This window comes from Rheinheimera sp. F8 (genome assembly GCF_001518915.1).
Map to the genome: position 1 here is coordinate 2,210,291 of NZ_CP013656.1, position 17,208 is coordinate 2,227,498.

Genomic DNA, 17,208 nt, shown 5'->3' on the forward strand with positions numbered 1-17,208 from the left:
CGTGAATCGCCAGATGTTACCACACTGCTCAATGTGCAGCGCGGTAGTGCTGACGCGTTGATTTTGGTAGCATTAGCATTGTGTTGATGTTTTACAGGCCAAACCGCCCATGCCCGGACTTTCCCGTCAGATCGAACTCAGTGATGAAATTGCCACAAAGGCATTGGCAAGTAAGCTGGCGCAAAGCTGTCGGTACGGCGCTGTGATTTATCTGCATGGTGATCTGGGGGCCGGCAAAACTACCTTCAGCCGATATTTGTTGCAGGCGCTGGGTCATCAGGGCAATGTTAAAAGTCCGACCTATACCCTGGTGGAATCCTACCAGCTGGATACATTGGCGGTGTTTCATTTTGATTTGTACCGGCTGCATGATCCGGAAGAACTCGAGTTTATGGGGATCCGCGATTATTTTGCCCCTGAACATTTATGTGTGGTGGAATGGCCCGAGCGCGGCCAGCCTTTATTGCCGGTGCCTGATTTGGACCTGCAACTGAAAATAACCAGCGCTTCGGCCCGTCAGTTGCACATCAGCGCACTGACGGCACGTGGCGCAGCGATGTTGGAACTGATTGTCTGATATGAATTTTTTCCGGATGTTTGGCTTAGGCCTCTGCCTGACGCTCTGCAGTTTTGTCGCTATGGCGGCAAATAAAATCGACAGCGTACGGATTTGGCCGTCACCGGACAGCACACGCGTGGTGTTTGACGTGGAGCAAAAACCAGTGTTCCGCTTGCTGGCCAAACAAGGCTCGTTAGTGACGCTGGAAATTGACGGCGTCAGTGAGCCAAAACTTGGCAAAATGTCCGGCGCATCGGAACTGGTGAAAGCGATCCGGGTGCAAAAAGTTGCGGGTAAAACCTCTATCCGCGTGCTGCTGGATTTAAGCCGCGAATCCACTGAAAAAGCCTTTGCTTTGCCACCATCAGATCGCTATGGCCACCGGCTGGTGCTGGATCTGACTGATGTGCAGGCGGAAAAAGCCTTTGTCGCGCCACCACCGCCACGACGCACTACGGGCAGCAGTGGTGGCCGTGACATTATTATTGCCATCGATGCCGGTCACGGCGGCCATGATCCTGGTGCTGTTGGGCCAAAAGGCACCTACGAAAAACACATCACGATGGCTGTCGCAGAAAAACTGGCCGCGTTGCTGAACAAAGAACCCGGCTTTAAAGCGGTGCAGACCCGCACTGGCGATTATTATATCTATCCAAGTAAAAGACCTGATGTGGCACGCAGTAAACAAGCTGATTTGCTGGTATCCATCCACGCTGATGCTGCAGAAAACCGCAAAGCCAGTGGCGCATCGGTCTGGGTATTGTCATTAAAACGCGCCACCACCGAAGTTGGCCGGATGATGGAACAGACTGAGCAGCATTCAGAATTACTAGGTGGTGTGGCTGAGGTGATTAAAGATTCTGCCAACGAGCGTTATCTGGCCCAGACGGTGCTGGATTTGTCGATGAATCATTCCATGACCACCGGCTTTGAAGTTGCAGCCCAAGTATTGAGCGAGCTGGACGATGTTACTAAATTGCACAAAAAACAGCCGCAAGCGGCCAGTCTTGGTGTGTTAAAGGCGCCGGATATCCCATCGATTCTGGTAGAAACTGGCTACATCTCGAACCACAACGAAGAGCAAAAGCTGAAAACAGCCTCGCACCAGCAGAAGCTGGCGAATGCAATGTTTCGCGCGCTGAAAAAACATTTTCAACAGTCGCCACCGGCTGACAGTGCGCTGGCGCAGTGGCGGGGCAAAAATAACCTGCAGATGCCGGCTGAATCGGCCACTACACGGAGTAGCGGTGCCAGTACCAGCTTGCCGGCGTCGTCGAGCCCAACTGCATCGGGCCCACGCAGCAACACTGCCAAAGTGGCAGGGCCGATACTTCCAGCCCGAAGCGAAGGCAGCGCAAGGCTGGTGACCCACAAAGTCAAATCGGGTGAATCTTTATCGATGCTGGCGCGCAAATACGGTGTGCCAATGTCGCGGCTGCGTCAAATCAACCAGCTGAAGTCTGACAATATCCGCATCGGCCAGACGCTGCGGGTGCCGCAGTCATGACGATCCGGCTGCTACCTCCTCAGCTGGCAAATCAGATCGCTGCCGGTGAAGTGGTAGAACGGCCAGCATCGGTGATCAAGGAGCTGGTCGAAAACAGTCTCGATGCTGGTGCCACTGATATTCATATTGATGTGGAGAAAGGTGGTAGCAAATTGCTGCGCGTGCGGGACAATGGTCAGGGCATTGCCAAAGATGAATTAACCCTGGCCCTCAGTCGCCACGCCACTTCGAAAATTCATGATTTTGCCGATCTGGCACAAATTGTCAGCCTCGGGTTTCGCGGTGAAGCGTTGGCCAGTATCAGTTCAGTATCAAGGCTGACACTGACATCCAGGCCGGCCAGCCAGGATTCGGCCTGGCAGGCGATGGCGGAAGGCCGTGATATGGCGGTGCAAATCAAGCCCGCCGCCCATCCGGTTGGCACCAGTATTGAAGTACTCGACTTGTTTTTTAATACACCGGCCCGCCGGCGTTTCCTGAAATCTGATAAAACCGAATTTAGTCATATTGAAGAGCTGGTGAAACGGCTGGCGCTCAGTCGTGACGATGTCAGCTGGACCTTAACGCATAATGGTCAGCTGGTGCGCCAACTCAAAGCAGTGACTGACGACGCCGGGCGGCAACGCCGCATTCAGCAGTTATGTGGCCGCAGTTTCGCGCAGGCGGCCTGTTATGTTGAAAGTCAGTACGAACACATGCAGCTTAGTGGCTGGATCCTGCCGGCGGCAGCTTGTAGTGCACAATTACAATGCCAATACAGCTACGTCAATGGCCGCATGATGCGTGATAAATTGCTGAATCATGCCATCCGCCAGGCGTATGCCGAGATGCTGGCACCGGAAGCACTTCCGGCTTTTGTGTTGTATCTGCAAATCGACCCGGAGCAGGTCGACGTCAACGTGCATCCGGCCAAACACGAAGTACGGTTTCATCAGGCTCGACTGGTGCATGATTTTGTGTTCAGTGCGTTGAGTCAGATGCTGACGCAAACAGCGCAAAACGATTTATTACTGGCGGAGCAAGTGAATCAAAGTCAGGTTGTGCAGCAACGTCAGCCAATGTCGTCTGCGCCGCAAAGAGGGGCGTTCAGCAATCATGATGTCTTTAACAGTTCTGGCAGCAGTCACAGCGTTCAGCCAGTCCGCAGTTATGGCGGTTTGACGCCGGCGCGGGATCACATGTCAGCGGGCAGTGACTGGACCGCCTTGGTACAGGAACAACCGGCAAAGACGCCGGTTGTCACACCCGTAGTTGCCACAGCCAGTGATATGCCGCCAGGTAGCCTGCAGGTCAGCAGCACGGAGCTATTGGTCATGCAGCAGGACCAGCTGTGGTTGCTAGATGTTCCGGCCAGTATCGCGCCGCTGTTGGCTTTAAAAAATGTGGCATCTGCGGCGTTGTTGTTGCCGGAGCGCTTGCGGCTCGAACCCGCAGAAGTCAGCTTGCTAACCGCGAGAGCCGGATTGCTCTGTCAAATGGGATTTGATCTGGTGCTGAGCAATCAAATCCTGATCATTCGCGCTGTGCCGCAGTTACTGCAAGGCACTCCATTAAGTCATGTATTACCGGTGTGGTGGTCAGGCTGGTCCGCGCAAACAGAGCTGACGCTCATGTGGCAACAACTATTGCAGTTGTTGTTAAGCCGGCAGCTATTGTCAGCTCAACTGCTGTTACAGACTGAAATGGGGTTATTGCAACACCCGGAACATTGGTGTGCCGTGCCGGTTGGTTTAACCGCGGCACGTCAACAATTACAGGAGAGAGACCAATGACTGCTCCGGTGGTATTTTTGATGGGGCCGACCGCATCGGGTAAAACTGCGCTGGCGCTGGCGCTGGCCGAACAGCAGCCGGTAGAGATTATCAGCGTCGACAGTGCATTGATTTATCGCGGGATGGACATTGGTACCGCTAAACCAAGCGCAGCGGAGCTGGCTGCAGTGCCGCATCATCTGATTGATATTCTCGATCCGGCGCAGAGCTATTCAGCGGCAGATTTCCGGACGGATGCACTAAGACTTATTGCTGATATACAGCAACGTGGCGCACTGCCACTATTGGTCGGTGGCACCATGTTGTATTTTAAGGCGTTACTGGAAGGCATTTCACCACTGCCGGAGGCTTCGCCAGAAATCCGTGCGCAGATTGAAGCTGAAGCCGCTGTGCAAGGCTGGGCTGCGCTGCACGGCCAGTTGGCTCAGGTAGATCCGGTTTCGGCCGCGCGAATTCATCCAAATGATCCGCAGCGGATTAACCGGGCACTGGAAGTTTTTCGGCTGACCGGCCGCAGCCTGACTGACCTGACTGCAGAGAAAGGCGAACCTTTTCCGTATCCGGTCTGTCAATTTGCCATAGCGCCGACTGAACGGGCTGAACTGCACCGGCGCATAGCACTGCGTTTTGAACAGATGCTGGCACTAGGTTTTGAGCAGGAAGTGCGACTTCTAAAACAACGTACTGATCTACATCCTGATTTGCCGTCTATACGTTGTGTGGGCTATCGGCAGATGTGGGACTATCTGGACGGGCTAGTGCCTTATGACGAGATGGTGTATCGTGGTGTTGCCGCAACGAGACAACTGGCAAAACGCCAGCTGACATGGCTTCGCAGCTGGCAGAATTTAAGCTGGTTAAATGCTGATTTAACTCTGCAAGAAAACTTGCAAGCTGTTTTAACTTCGCTACGCTAAATTAGTGAAGAAAAAAAGCGTTATTTAACGACTTGAAAATAATATAATAATCCATATATCAAGAATCAGAACAAAGAAAAAGGAAAGCGGCAAATGGCAAAGGGCCAATCTTTACAAGACCCATTTTTAAACACTTTACGGCGGGAACGTATTCCTGTGTCCATTTACCTTGTAAATGGGATTAAGCTGCAAGGCCAGATTGAGTCATTTGATCAGTTTGTCATTCTGCTGAAGAACACCGTAAGCCAAATGGTCTACAAGCATGCAATTTCAACAGTAGTCCCGGCACGTGCGGTAAACACTATGACCACGCACGGTAGTGGTTCTGGTGACGACGAGCTGGAAGAGTAATCAGGACTATATTGCTTGTTTGACCTTCATCAGCCGGCTGAACAAGCGATCCTTGTCCATATCACCTTTCCGCAGGAACATGCGCGGGAAGATCTTGATGAACTGCGGATGCTGGTTTCGTCCGCAGGCGTGCACGCTGCCACAGTTGTAACAGGCCCACGTCAGACCATAGACGCACGCTTGTTTGTTGGCAGCGGCAAAGCACAAGAAATTGCGGCTGCAGTTCAGCAGTATTCTGCAGACGTGATTATCTTTAATCACAGTTTGTCACCCGCCCAGACCCGCAATCTTGAACGGCTTTGTCAATGCAAAGTCATCGATCGCACTACCTTGATCCTCGATATTTTTGCGCAGCGTGCCCGCAGTTTCGAAGGGAAACTTCAGGTGGAGCTGGCGCAGCTGAAACATCTGGCATCCCGTTTAATCCGCGGTTTTGACAACGAGCGGCAAAAAGGCGGGATCGGCTTGCGTGGTCCCGGTGAGACTGCACTGGAAACTGATCGGCGATTGTTACGCGACCGTATCAGTGCCTTGATGCAGCGTCTTGACAAAGTCAGCCGCCAGCGGGAAACCGGCCGTAAAGCCCGCCAACGCGCCGAAGTGCCTGTGGTGTCGCTGGTCGGTTACACCAATGCCGGCAAATCTACTTTATTTAACAAGCTGACGCAGGCTGACGTTTATGCTGCGGACCAGCTGTTTGCGACTTTAGATCCAACATTGCGCCAGGTGCGTTTCCCAGACTTTGGTGCATTGATTTTTGCTGACACCGTTGGTTTTATCCGTCATCTGCCCCATGATCTGGTGGCAGCTTTTAAATCGACATTGCAGGAAACCCGTGAAGCAGATTTGCAGTTGCATGTGATAGATGTCTCCGACGCCAGGCTGGAAGACAATATTGCCCAGGTCCAGCATGTGTTGCATGAAATCGAAGCTGATGATTTGCCGCAGCTGCGGGTATACAACAAAATCGACCGGGCAGAGCAAGAACCGCGCATTGAATTTGATGAATATGGTGTGCCACAGGCCGTGTATATTTCGGCACAAAATGGTGTGGGGCTGGATTTGCTTTCCCGTGCTATCGTGGCGAGGTTATCAGATCGATATCTGACCATGCAGTTGCGTTTGCCACCGGACACATTGAACTGGCGGGCGAAGTTGCATGAAGCCGGCTGCGTGCGGCAGGAACTATTTGATGAAGATGGCAACTGTTTGCTGCATATCCAGTTGTCACTGGCGTTATGGGAAAGACTGAACAAACAAAGTCAGGCACTGTTACAAAGCTGTGTCCTGACGACTTAAGATTTTGATATAGTAACTTTTAACCTTCTGAAGCAACACGGAGTAACGTATGGCTTGGAACGAGCCGGGTAATAACGGCAAGAATAATGATCCCTGGAATCAGGGAGGGCGCAATCAGGGCCCGCCAGATATGGACGAAGTATTCCGTAATCTGAGCAAAAAGCTCGGCGGCATTTTTGGTGGTGGTTCCGGTGGTGCCAGCAGTGCAGGTGGCGGTGGCAGCTCAGCCATTGTTACACTCGTTTTGGTTCTGGCGCTCTTAGGCTGGCTGGCCAGCGGTATCTACACTATCAAAGAATCTGAACGCGGTGTGGTATTACGCCTTGGCCAATATCACGGCGAAGTAAATCCGGGCATTAACTGGAAACCTACTTTTATTGATCAGGTACTGCCAGTCGACGTGTCGAGTGTTGAGACGCTGAAAACTGACGGATTTATGCTGACGCAGGATCAGAACCTGGTTCGGGTGACTTTTGAAGTGCAATATCGCATCGAAGACCCACGCGCCTACAAGTTTGCCGTGGTCGATCCGGATAGTAGTCTGATGCAGGCCACAGATGCAGCATTACGTTATGTCGTAGGGCATTCATTGATGGATGATGTGCTGACCAAAGGCCGGGAATTGATTCGTCAGAATACCCGCGTCGAGCTGGACGCGATTATTAAGCCATATAATTTGGGTCTGCAGATTGTCGACGTCAACTTCCGCGACGCCCGTCCACCGGAAGAAGTGAAAGCTTCTTTTGATGATGCGATTGCCGCACAAGAAGATGAACAACGTTTTATCCGTGAAGCTGAGGCTTATGCCCGTGAAATCGAGCCCAGAGCCAGTGGCCAGGTCTACCGGATGGAACAGGAAGCCAAAGCCTACAAACAACAAGTGCTGTTAAAAGCGCAAGGTGAAGTCGCACGCTTCCAGAAACTGTTGCCGGAATACCTGGCAGCGCCGGAAGTCACGCGTAAACGTTTATATATCGAAACGATGGAACAAGTGTATGCCAATACTTCCAAAGTGTTGGTTGACGTCAAAAACGGCAATAACATGATGTATATCCCACTGGATAAAATGATCAATCAGTCAAATTCCGGCGCAGCACCGCAGCCACAAGCGGTTGATCCTCGTTTGCAATTGCCTGATGCCCGTCAGCAGGACGTGCGGCCAACGACGCCACGTTCTGACAGCGGCCGGACAGGAAGGGGTTAAGCGATGAGAAATTTCCTGTTAGGCGTGATTGCGGTAGGTGTGATTGTCGCGACTTCTTCTGTGTTTGTAGTACAGGAAGGTGAACGCGGTATTGTGTTCCAATTCAGTAAAATTCAGCGGACTGCGGAAGGCTCTATCCGGGTATTTGAGCCCGGGATGCATTTCAAGCTACCACTGGTTGAAACCGTGCGAAAGCTCGATGCCAAAGTACAAACGCTGGACGATCCGGCAGACCGCTTTGTGACGTCAGAGAAAAAAGATTTGTTGGTTGATAGTTACGTGAAGTGGAAGATTAAAGACTTCGGTAAGTACTATTTAGCGACCGGCGGTCGGACGGAACGTGCTGAAAACTTGTTAAAACAGTATATTAACAACGGTCTGCGTACTGAATTTGGTACCCGTACCATTCAGCAAATCGTCTCTGGCGAGCGGTCTGAACTGATGGTTAAAGCGATGGCGCAAGCGTCCAAAGGTTCTGATGAACTTGGTATTGAGATCGTTGACGTGCGGGTGAAGAAAATCAACCTGCCAGACGAGATCAGTAACAACATCTTCCAGCGGATGCGTGCTGAGCGGACAGCTGTGGCGAAAGAACATCGCGCTCGCGGGATGGAAAAAGCTGAAGTGCTGCGTTCGGATGTGGATGCTAAAGTCACCATTATGGTGGCAGACGCTGAGCGTAACGCCCGTACCACTAAAGGTGAAGGCGATGCCGAAGCGGCGAAGACATATGCCGATGCTTATAGTAAAAACGCCGATTTTTTCAGCTTCGTCCGAAGCATGGAAGCCTACCGCAACAGCTTCCAGAATAAATCAGACGTAATGATTATCCAGCCGGATAACGAGTTCTTTAAGCATATGCAGTCAATGTCAGGCAACTGAGTTGATTGCCGGAAAAGGCCCGCTTGCGGGCCTTTTTTTTAACGTTGGATAGCGTCAATCTGTCTTGCTGTGAGTAGCGCTGTCGCCGTGATTTTAGCTCTGCCGGAGTGAAGAATGAGTTACAAAAAATATTATCAGCGTTTTCTCGCTGCTCACCCGAATACCCAGCATTATGCCTGTCATTCCCACCACTATTGGCCCGACGTTACGCGGGACGCCATGCTGCAGTATTGGGATGATACCGCTGCGTTGGTCGATGATAAATGGGACATGATGTTTGGTCAGAAAGTCCCGCGGGTGCAACAGCTCATCGCCAATGTATTGAACATCAAACAGCCGCAGCAGCTGGTGTTTGCTCCCAATACACATGAGCTGTTATTTCGTTTACTCAGCTGCTTCGACTGGTCTGCCGGGTTTAAAGTGTTGACGACTGACAGTGAATTTCATTCGTTTTCCCGCCAGATAAACCGGTTAATGGAGGACCAGAGGGTACAGGTCGTGAAAGTGCCGACTGAGCCTTTTGCTACTTTTCCTCAGCGTTTTGTCGATGCGGCCACAGCACTGCAACCGGATTTGGTCTTTTTCAGTCAGGTATTTTTTAACTCAGGCCTGGTCGTTGCTGATCTGAATGGTTTAGTAACACAGTTAGAGCATCAGTGTCAGGCGACAATCGCTATCGATGGCTATCACGGCTTTATGGCGCTTCCGACTGATCTGTCTATGTTGGAAGGCAGGGTCTTTTATCTGGCTGGCGCTTATAAATATGCGCAGGGCGGTGAGGGCTGTTGTTTTATGCTAGTACCGCAAAGCAACGCTTTCAGGCCGGTCTATACCGGCTGGTTTGCTGAGTTTGGAGCCTTGGCTGGCGTGAAAAGCCAGCAGGTGGGATATGCTGCAGACGGTTATCAGTTTGCCGGCGCAACGATGGATCTGACAGCGTTATACCGGCTGCAGGCGGTGTTGGAATTGTTTGCCGCGGACGGTCTGACCGTCAGTGCCATCCACCATCATGTGCAGCAACTGCAGCAAACTTTTTTGCAGGTGCTCGATGCGTTACAACATCCTTGGCTGAATCGGGCGCATTTACTCGCTGAAGATTTAGCTGTGCATGGGCATTTCTTCACATTTCGCGGACCAGATGCTGCCGCAGTGGCGGAATTATCGGCCTTGTTGAAGCAACACCGGATCGAAACCGATTATCGCGGTGACCGCTTGCGCTTTGGTTTTGCGCTGTATCATCAGGCCGCAGATATTGATTTAGATTGCCTGAAAAAGGAATTGCCATGACGACAGACTGGATTTGGCCGGCGCTGGCCTTATTACTGGTCGTTGAAGGTATTGGGCCGTTGTTGTTCCCAAATCGCTGGCAGGCTTATTTACGCAAACTGTCTGCAGAGCCGGTACAAAATTTACGTCAGCTTGGTTTAGTGCTGGTTTTTGCCGGTATTTGCTGGTTATGGTGGCTGTTAGTGCCATAGAAATCCAGACGTCCTCATTTTAATTCCAAGCGAAATCAACCAGCTGAAATATAAGCTGGTTTTTTTTTGCCCTTGCGGCTGAACTTTGACTTTGAATTTGCTAGAATCCCCGCCTAATTTTTTTCCATGATGCAGGAACCATGGCCAAGAACGTTGTAGTGCTCGGCACCCAATGGGGTGACGAAGGAAAAGGTAAGATTGTCGATTTATTAACCGACAAGGCGAGTTTCGTTGTGCGTTACCAGGGCGGTCATAATGCCGGTCATACTCTGGTGATTGACGGGGAAAAAACCGTACTGCACCTGATCCCATCAGGCATTTTACGTGACAACGTAAAATGTGTGATTGGCAACGGCGTGGTGTTATCTCCGGAAGCGTTGCTCAAAGAGATGACCATGCTGGAACAGCGCGGTGTGCCGGTGCGTGAGCGCCTGGTGCTATCGGAAGCCTGTCCGCTGATCCTGCCATTCCATGTCGCTTTAGACGTCGCCCGTGAACAGGCGCGTGGCGACAAGAAAATTGGCACGACTGGCCGTGGTATTGGCCCTGCATACGAAGATAAAGTGGCTCGTCGTAGTCTGCGCGTCGGTGATCTGTTCAATAAAGAACTGTTTGCTGAGAAATTAAAAGCGCTGATGGAACTGCATAACTTCACTCTGACGCAATATTACAAAGTCGATGCGGTCGATTATCAGACCACACTGGACAATGCTTTAGCTTTAGCAGATATGCTGAAGTCGATGGTTGTTGACGTGACTGATTTACTGGATAAAGCCCGTAAAGCTGGCAAAGAAATCATGTTCGAAGGCGCGCAGGGAACCCTGCTCGATATCGACCATGGCACTTACCCTTATGTCACGTCTTCTAATACCACTGCAGGTGGTGTCGCGACAGGTGCCGGTTTCGGCCCATGCTACCTGGACTACGTCCTCGGTATCGTGAAAGCGTACACAACACGTGTGGGTTCTGGTCCATTCCCGACTGAGCTGGATTGTGAGATTGGCGAGTACCTCGGCGTGAAAGGCCACGAGTTTGGCGCAACTACTGGCCGTAAACGTCGTTGTGGCTGGTTTGATGCTGTTGCTGTGCGTCGTGCAGTGCAGCTGAACAGTATTTCAGGTTTCTGTTTGACGAAACTGGATGTACTGGATGGCCTGACTGAAGTGAAGATTTGTGTTGGTTATCGTCAGCCAGATGGTTCAGTTTCCACAGTACCACCAATGGCCGCTGAAGGTTATGAACTGGTCACACCGGTATATGAATCGATGCCTGGCTGGACCGAATCCACTTTTGGTGTGCAGTCGCTGGATGCCTTGCCGCAAGCGGCGCGCAACTACGTCAAACGTCTGGAAGAAATCACCGAAGTGCCAATCGACATCGTGTCGACCGGCCCGGATCGGGTTCAGACGATTGTTCTACGCCATCCGTACGAGGCGTAATCAGAAAAACGCTGCTCCGGCAGCGTTTTTTTATGTTCCTTGATCGACAACCTCTGGCTATATTTTTCAATCAGGCACAAATTTTGTATTCTTTTTGCCTGAGTTGCTGTGCGAGTGCATAGCGTCATTATTCTGACCTGGTGGCTGCTTTGAAAAAGTTTGTTTGGTCTTGCCGTGCAATGATTCTGTCCGTTGCTGTGATTGTAACGCCTGCTACGGCACAGGAAGCCCTGACGGAGTTCGGGGTCGTGCAGATCTATACGCAGGATGAACTGCTGGAAATGATCCGCAGCAATACCCATTTAAAGCGTGTGCAGGCGGATGAGTGCCAATTGGTCAAAGATATTGAAGCGCGTGCAGACATTATGAAGCTGCCGGCCTATCAGTTTTTGTTCGGTGACATGCTGGCGTTTGGTATTTGTGTGCCTAAAAACGCTGAACGTGGCTGGGATCTGATGCTGGCTTCAGCGCTGCAGGGATTGCCAGAGGGACTGGAACAGGTCGGTCGCTATTACCAGCAAGGCAAGTTAGTGCAAAAGGACCTTGGTAAGGCTCAACAGTATTTGTATCAGGCCGGTGCCATGGGCAACCTGAGTGCTCAGGTACGTCTTGCGGAATTATTTCTGGCTGACCAGGGCAGCCCGACAGATTATGAAACCGTGTATCGCTGGTTACACCATTCAATTACGGCTGACAAGGACATGCACGCACGCATCGATAAAGCACTCAAAGGACTTGCTGCTCGGATGCCTGAGAGCGTAATTGCCAGAGCGGTAAAACCACTCTGATCACATTCAGGATACCGTATAACCTCATTTCGTCTGAATGCATCTCTGTTTGCCGGGGTTTTGTGACAGTTTGCTGAAGATTTCTGCAGTTTCAGTGAAAATTCCGCGCCAGACTGTTAAACTTGCCGCAGTTATTCAACGAAAGAGTCTCCATGACGATCAAAGATCCGCATCTTGCGCGTGAGCAAGAAAAATATGAAAACCCTATCCCAAGCCGGGAATTTATCCTCGAACACATCAAACAGCGGCAACAACCTGCCTACTTCGACGAATTAGCGGCAGAACTTAACCTGACCGATGAAGAAGCATTATTCGCACTGAAAAAACGGCTGCGCGCGATGGAGCGTGATGGCCAGTTGCTGTTTACCAAAACCAAACGCTATGGTCTGGTCGACGACCTGGACCTGGTGAAAGGCACAGTGCTGGGCCATCGTGAAGGCTTTGGCTTTCTGAAACGAGAGCTGGGTGGACCTGACTGGTATATCCCGAATTTTGAAATGCAGCGTCTGCTACCGGGTGATGTTGTTCTGGCCAGTGCCGGTGAAATTAAGGGCAAAGATAAAGTCGAAGCGCGGATTGTCCGGGTGCTGGAACCGCGCAAAGAGCCAATTGTCGGCCGTTATTTCAAAGATTTTGCCTTGGCCGTTGTGGTGCCTGAAGATCCGCGTATTGCGCAGGATATCGTGATCCCGGCCGGTGACGAAAACGGCGCACGCCATGGGCAAATTGTGTTGGCCGAAGTGACCAGCCGACCATCGAAGCGTATCAATGCCGTTGGCAAAGTTGTCGAAGTGCTGGGTGAACATATGGCGCCTGGTATGGAAATCGAAGTAGCGATCCGTAATCACAACATCCCTCATACCTTTTCTCAGGCTGTAGAACAGCAAGTCAGTCAGTTTGGCGCCGAAGTGCCGGCAGCGGCTAAAGCCGGACGTGTCGATTTAACCGATATTGGCCTCATCACCATCGATGGCGAAGATGCGCGCGACTTTGACGATGCGGTGTATTGTGAACGTAAGGAAGACGGTGGTTGGCACTTGTGGGTCGCGATCGCTGACGTCACCGCTTATGTGCAACCGGATACCGCGCTTGACCGTGAAGCGTTGGACCGTGGCAACTCGGTCTATTTCCCGGACCACGTGGTTCCGATGTTACCGGAGGCGTTGTCAAACGGCCTGTGTTCGTTAAACCCACATGTAGACCGCCTGTGTTTTGTCGCCGATATGCATATCAGTGCACAAGGCAAACTCGGCAGTTACCGGTTTTATGAAGCAGTGATGCATTCCAAAGCCCGGCTGACCTACAACAAAGTCCATGCGATTTTGCAGGGTGACCCGGAACTGCGCCAGCAGTATGCAGAGAATCTCACCAATATCGACAATCTGAATTCGCTATATAAACAAATGGCCAAAGTTCGCGCCGGTCGCGGTGCGATAGAGTTTGAAACAGTTGAGACGCGGTTTATTTTCAACAGCCACCGCAAGATTGAGCAGATAGTGCCAATTCACCGCAACGAAGCGCACAAGATCATCGAAGAATGTATGATCCTGGCCAACGTCGCAGCAGCCAAACTGGTAGAAAAAAATGAAGCTCCGGCGCTGTATCGCGTACATGAACAGCCAGATGCCGATCGTTTTGCTAACTTTAAGCGCTTCTTGCTGGAGCTTGGTATTACCGCAGATTTACCAAGCGAACCAACGCCGCTGGAACTGACGCAGCTGTTGGCAAAAATTGGTGACCGTCCGGACAAAGAACTGATTGAAACGACGTTGCTGCGTTCGCTGAAACAGGCGGTGTATCAGCCGGATAATCAGGGCCACTTCGGTCTGGCGCTGGAAGCATATGCGCATTTCACCTCGCCAATTCGTCGGTACCCGGACTTATTGCTGCACCGCGCGATCAAAGCTGTGCTGCATAAACAAGGCGAGCCGGTGAACGGCGCCCGTGGATACAGCCATGAGCAAATGGTGCCGCTCGGCGAACAGTGTTCGATGACCGAACGCCGCGCCGACGATGCGACGCGTGAAGTGTCCGACTGGCTGAAATGCGAGTATATGCAGGATCACCTCGGTGCCACTTTCCAGGGCGTGGTTGCAACTGTGACCAGCTTTGGTTTGTTTGTCCGCTTGGTTGATTTGTATATTGAAGGCTTGGTGCATGTCACGTCGTTGCCAAACGATTATTATCATTTTGATACTGAACGCCAGGTATTGATGGGCGAGCACAGTAAACAAAGTTATCGCATGGGTGATTTGCTGGAAGTCAAAGTGCTGGCGGTGAATCTCGAAGCGCGCAAAATCGATTTGGGTGTCGTGACCACAGTACAAAGTGCCAAAGGTGGCGGAAAAAAAGCGCCGGCAACGGATAGTAAAGCGGGTAAAGGCCATTCGACGAAAAAAGGCCGCGCGGTTGCAGATCCAACTCAGCGCCCCGGCAAAACCAAGGCTGGTCGTAGCGGTAGTAAGCCTCGTGCCAAATCTGGTGCGAAAACAGCCGATGGCGGCGCAACAAAAGCGCCACGCCGGCGTAAGTAAGCCGGGGCAGACGACGGCAGGCTGAAAAAACAAATAGTTTTTGCTACACTGCCGTCCATTCACCTGACCATCTTTGGTTATCGACCACAACAGGCGCTTTTGCGCCTGTTGCATTTTGAGAACTCTTATGAGCACAGATTTTATTTTTGGCCTGCACTCGGTCAGCGCTTTTATGGAACGTCATCCAGAGGATGTGCTGGAACTGTTTGTGTTAAAAGACCGCGAAGATCAGCGGATGACACCGCTGATCCAGCAAGCACGTAAATCCGGCATCTCCGTACAGTTCTGCCAGCGTAAAACACTGGATGAAAAAGTTGACGGCGCGCAGCATCAGGGTGTCGTCGCCAAAGCCCGTTTGTCTGACGCCGGCGACGAAAATGACTTAAAACGCATCCTCGACACTCAAGCGCAGCCGTTCCTGTTGATTCTGGATGGTATTACCGACCCGCATAACCTCGGCGCTATTTTACGCAGTGCAGATGCTGCGGGCGTCCATGCGGTGATAGCGCCAAAAGATCGGGCCGCGAAGCTCACTGCAGTGGTTCGGAAAGTCGCCTGTGGCGCTGCTGAAGCGGTGCCATTTATCGCCGTGACTAACCTGGCCCGAACGATCCGGGAATTAAAAGATGCAGGGGTCTGGGTATTGGGTGCTGCCGGCGAAACCGAGACTACTATTTATCAGGCCAGTCTCAGCGGACCGTTGGCGCTGGCGATGGGCGCGGAAGGGGATGGCCTGCGGCGTTTAACAAAAGAGTTGTGTGATGGACTGGTGAAAATCCCGATGTTCGGTGCAGTTTCAAGCTTAAACGTGTCCGTTGCGACCGGGATTTGCTTGTATGAAGCCGTGCGTCAGCGCACGACCGGCTAAATGCGGAACATGACCGGCTGAATTACGTCAAAGCTGATTAACTGCTTGTATTTCGGTCGATCGATCCGTAGAATACGCGACCTTCGACCCACATCCATGTTCCTTGCCTCTATGCGAGTCTGGTCGAGCTCACCCGAGGCTAATTAACCGTAAGGAGCTACCATGCGTCATTACGAAATCGTGTTTATGGTTCACCCTGATCAGAGTGAACAAGTCCCAGGTATGATCGAACGTTACACTGGTGCTATCAAAGAAGCTGGCGGTTCTATCCACCGTCTGGAAGACTGGGGCCGCCGTCAACTGGCTTACCCAATCGAAAAACTGCACAAAGCCCACTATGTTCTGTTGAACGTAGAAGCGCCACAAGCAGTGATCGATGAACTGGAAACTAACTTCCGCTACAACGATGCTGTACTGCGTAACCTGATCATGCGCACAAACGGTGCTGTCACTGAGCCATCACCAATGGCAAAAGTACGTGAAGAACGTCGTGACCGTGCTCCGCGTGACTCTGAAGAGCAGGTAGCAAACGACGAGTAATCTGATGGACAACTGTCTGGTCATTACTGGCGTCATTTGCCGTCAGCCCGACCGGAACGAGAGTCCTGCCGGCATCCCGCATCTGTACTTAGTGCTTGAGCACAAGTCGATGCAACTGGAAGCCGGATACAACAGAGCAAGTTACCTGCGCATTCATGTGGTGGTAACCGGCGAGTTGAGCAGACAAAGTCACAATTTGATGCAGGGTAGTGTGGTCAGGGTGCAAGGCTTTTTAAACCGGCATCAGACCCGGAGCGGACAGGCGAAGCTTGTGCTCCATGCCCAACAGATTGAAATTTTAAGTTAGGAGAAAGTTCATGGCCCGTTATTTCCGTCGCCGTAAATTCTGCCGTTTCTCTGCCGAAGGCGTGCAAGAGATCGACTACAAAGATACCGCTACTTTAAAAAATTATGTCACTGAAAGTGGCAAAATTGTTCCTAGCCGTATCACTGGTACCAGCGCTAAGTATCAGCGCCAATTAGCTCGCGCCATCAAACGCGCCCGCTACCTGGCTCTGCTGCCATACAGCGATTCACACGCATAAGCCTGGTTCAACGATACAGAGAGGATTAAACAATGGATATCATTCTGTTGGATAAAGTTGCTAACCTGGGTGGTTTAGGCGACAAAGTGGTTGTTAAATCTGGTTATGCCCGTAACTTCTTATTCCCACAAGGAAAAGCAGTTCCAGCTACCAAAGCTAACATCGAAAAATTTGAAGCACGCCGTGCTGAGTTAGAAGCCAAACTGGTTGCTAACCTGGTTGCTGCGCAAGAACGTGCTGCTAAAGTTGCTGAGCTGGGCGAAGTTACTATCGCTGCTAAAGCTGGTGACGAAGGCAAACTGTTCGGTTCTATCGGTACTCGTGACATCGCTGATGCGATCACTGAAGCCGGTGTAGCTGTTACTAAAGCCGAAGTTAAACTGCCAAACGGTACTCTGCGTGACGTTGGTTCTTTTGACATCGACCTGCAGCTGCATGCTGAAGTTACTGCAACCGTTAAACTGGTTGTTGTTGCTGAGGCATAAGCCTCTGACTGACACGGTAACGTTGTTACCGTGTCAGTAT

General features: G+C 51.5%; 18 protein-coding genes. All 18 read left to right on the top strand.

Going from position 1 to position 17,208, the window contains the following annotated elements; translation table 11 throughout:
- The first annotated feature begins 109 nt into the window (after nt 1-109).
- The 18 genes from tsaE to rplI all read left to right on the top strand — a co-directional run bounded on the left by tsaE (nt 110) and on the right by rplI (nt 17,168).
- Nucleotides 110-577 (top strand): tRNA (adenosine(37)-N6)-threonylcarbamoyltransferase complex ATPase subunit type 1 TsaE, encoded by a 468-nt coding sequence (gene tsaE, locus ATY27_RS09840; protein WP_208933343.1) that lies wholly within the window; start codon nt 110-112, stop codon nt 575-577.
- Nucleotide 578: 1 nt separating this feature from the next.
- On the top strand, nt 579-2,066 hold the full coding sequence (locus tag ATY27_RS09845; RefSeq protein ID WP_208933344.1) for an N-acetylmuramoyl-L-alanine amidase: 1,488 nt from the start codon (nt 579-581) through the stop codon (nt 2,064-2,066).
- Nucleotides 2,063-3,838, top strand: coding sequence for a DNA mismatch repair endonuclease MutL (gene mutL, locus ATY27_RS09850; RefSeq protein WP_208933345.1), 1,776 nt, complete (start codon nt 2,063-2,065; stop codon nt 3,836-3,838). Before ATY27_RS09845 ends, mutL begins: the two co-directional genes overlap by 4 nt.
- Nucleotides 3,835-4,755, top strand: a complete 921-nt coding sequence (miaA, locus tag ATY27_RS09855; protein WP_208933346.1) for a tRNA (adenosine(37)-N6)-dimethylallyltransferase MiaA — start codon at nt 3,835-3,837, stop codon at nt 4,753-4,755. The genes mutL and miaA overlap by 4 nt, the downstream gene beginning before the upstream one ends.
- A 93-nt stretch (nt 4,756-4,848) precedes the next feature.
- Entirely contained in the window at nt 4,849-5,106 is a 258-nt protein-coding gene (gene hfq, locus ATY27_RS09860; protein ID WP_208933347.1) for an RNA chaperone Hfq, read from the top strand.
- A gap of 15 nt (nt 5,107-5,121) precedes the next feature.
- Nucleotides 5,122-6,405 (top strand): ribosome rescue GTPase HflX, encoded by a 1,284-nt coding sequence (hflX, locus tag ATY27_RS09865; RefSeq protein ID WP_208933348.1) that lies wholly within the window; start codon nt 5,122-5,124, stop codon nt 6,403-6,405.
- A 49-nt stretch (nt 6,406-6,454) separates the two neighbouring features.
- Nucleotides 6,455-7,609, top strand: a complete 1,155-nt coding sequence (hflK, locus tag ATY27_RS09870; protein WP_208933349.1) for an FtsH protease activity modulator HflK — start codon at nt 6,455-6,457, stop codon at nt 7,607-7,609.
- Nucleotides 7,610-7,612: 3 nt separating this feature from the next.
- Nucleotides 7,613-8,491: a protease modulator HflC gene (gene hflC / locus ATY27_RS09875; RefSeq protein WP_208933350.1), complete on the top strand. Its 879-nt coding sequence runs from the start codon at nt 7,613-7,615 to the stop codon at nt 8,489-8,491.
- A gap of 114 nt (nt 8,492-8,605) precedes the next feature.
- Nucleotides 8,606-9,778, top strand: coding sequence for an aminotransferase class V-fold PLP-dependent enzyme (locus ATY27_RS09880; protein WP_208933351.1), 1,173 nt, complete (start codon nt 8,606-8,608; stop codon nt 9,776-9,778).
- Entirely contained in the window at nt 9,775-9,969 is a 195-nt protein-coding gene (locus ATY27_RS09885) for a DUF2065 domain-containing protein (RefSeq protein ID WP_208933352.1), read from the top strand. Before ATY27_RS09880 ends, ATY27_RS09885 begins: the two co-directional genes overlap by 4 nt.
- Before the next feature lie 140 nt (nt 9,970-10,109).
- Complete coding sequence (locus tag ATY27_RS09890) at nt 10,110-11,408, top strand: adenylosuccinate synthase (protein WP_208933353.1); 1,299 nt, start codon at nt 10,110-10,112, stop codon at nt 11,406-11,408.
- Between the two features lie 248 nt (nt 11,409-11,656).
- Entirely contained in the window at nt 11,657-12,196 is a 540-nt protein-coding gene (locus tag ATY27_RS09895) for a flagellar protein MotX (RefSeq protein WP_244151429.1), read from the top strand.
- A gap of 152 nt (nt 12,197-12,348) precedes the next feature.
- Entirely contained in the window at nt 12,349-14,730 is a 2,382-nt protein-coding gene (rnr, locus tag ATY27_RS09900) for a ribonuclease R (protein WP_208933354.1), read from the top strand.
- A gap of 127 nt (nt 14,731-14,857) precedes the next feature.
- A complete protein-coding gene (rlmB, locus tag ATY27_RS09905) occupies nt 14,858-15,598 on the top strand; it encodes a 23S rRNA (guanosine(2251)-2'-O)-methyltransferase RlmB (protein WP_208933355.1) in 741 nt (246 codons plus the stop codon).
- Between the two features lie 162 nt (nt 15,599-15,760).
- Nucleotides 15,761-16,138 (top strand): 30S ribosomal protein S6, encoded by a 378-nt coding sequence (gene rpsF / locus ATY27_RS09910; protein ID WP_208933356.1) that lies wholly within the window; start codon nt 15,761-15,763, stop codon nt 16,136-16,138.
- A gap of 4 nt (nt 16,139-16,142) precedes the next feature.
- On the top strand, nt 16,143-16,445 hold the full coding sequence (gene priB / locus ATY27_RS09915; protein WP_208933357.1) for a primosomal replication protein N: 303 nt from the start codon (nt 16,143-16,145) through the stop codon (nt 16,443-16,445).
- Nucleotides 16,446-16,455: 10 nt separating this feature from the next.
- On the top strand, nt 16,456-16,683 hold the full coding sequence (rpsR, locus tag ATY27_RS09920; RefSeq protein ID WP_031568572.1) for a 30S ribosomal protein S18: 228 nt from the start codon (nt 16,456-16,458) through the stop codon (nt 16,681-16,683).
- A gap of 32 nt (nt 16,684-16,715) precedes the next feature.
- Entirely contained in the window at nt 16,716-17,168 is a 453-nt protein-coding gene (gene rplI, locus ATY27_RS09925; protein ID WP_208933358.1) for a 50S ribosomal protein L9, read from the top strand.
- Nucleotides 17,169-17,208: the final 40 nt, after the last annotated feature.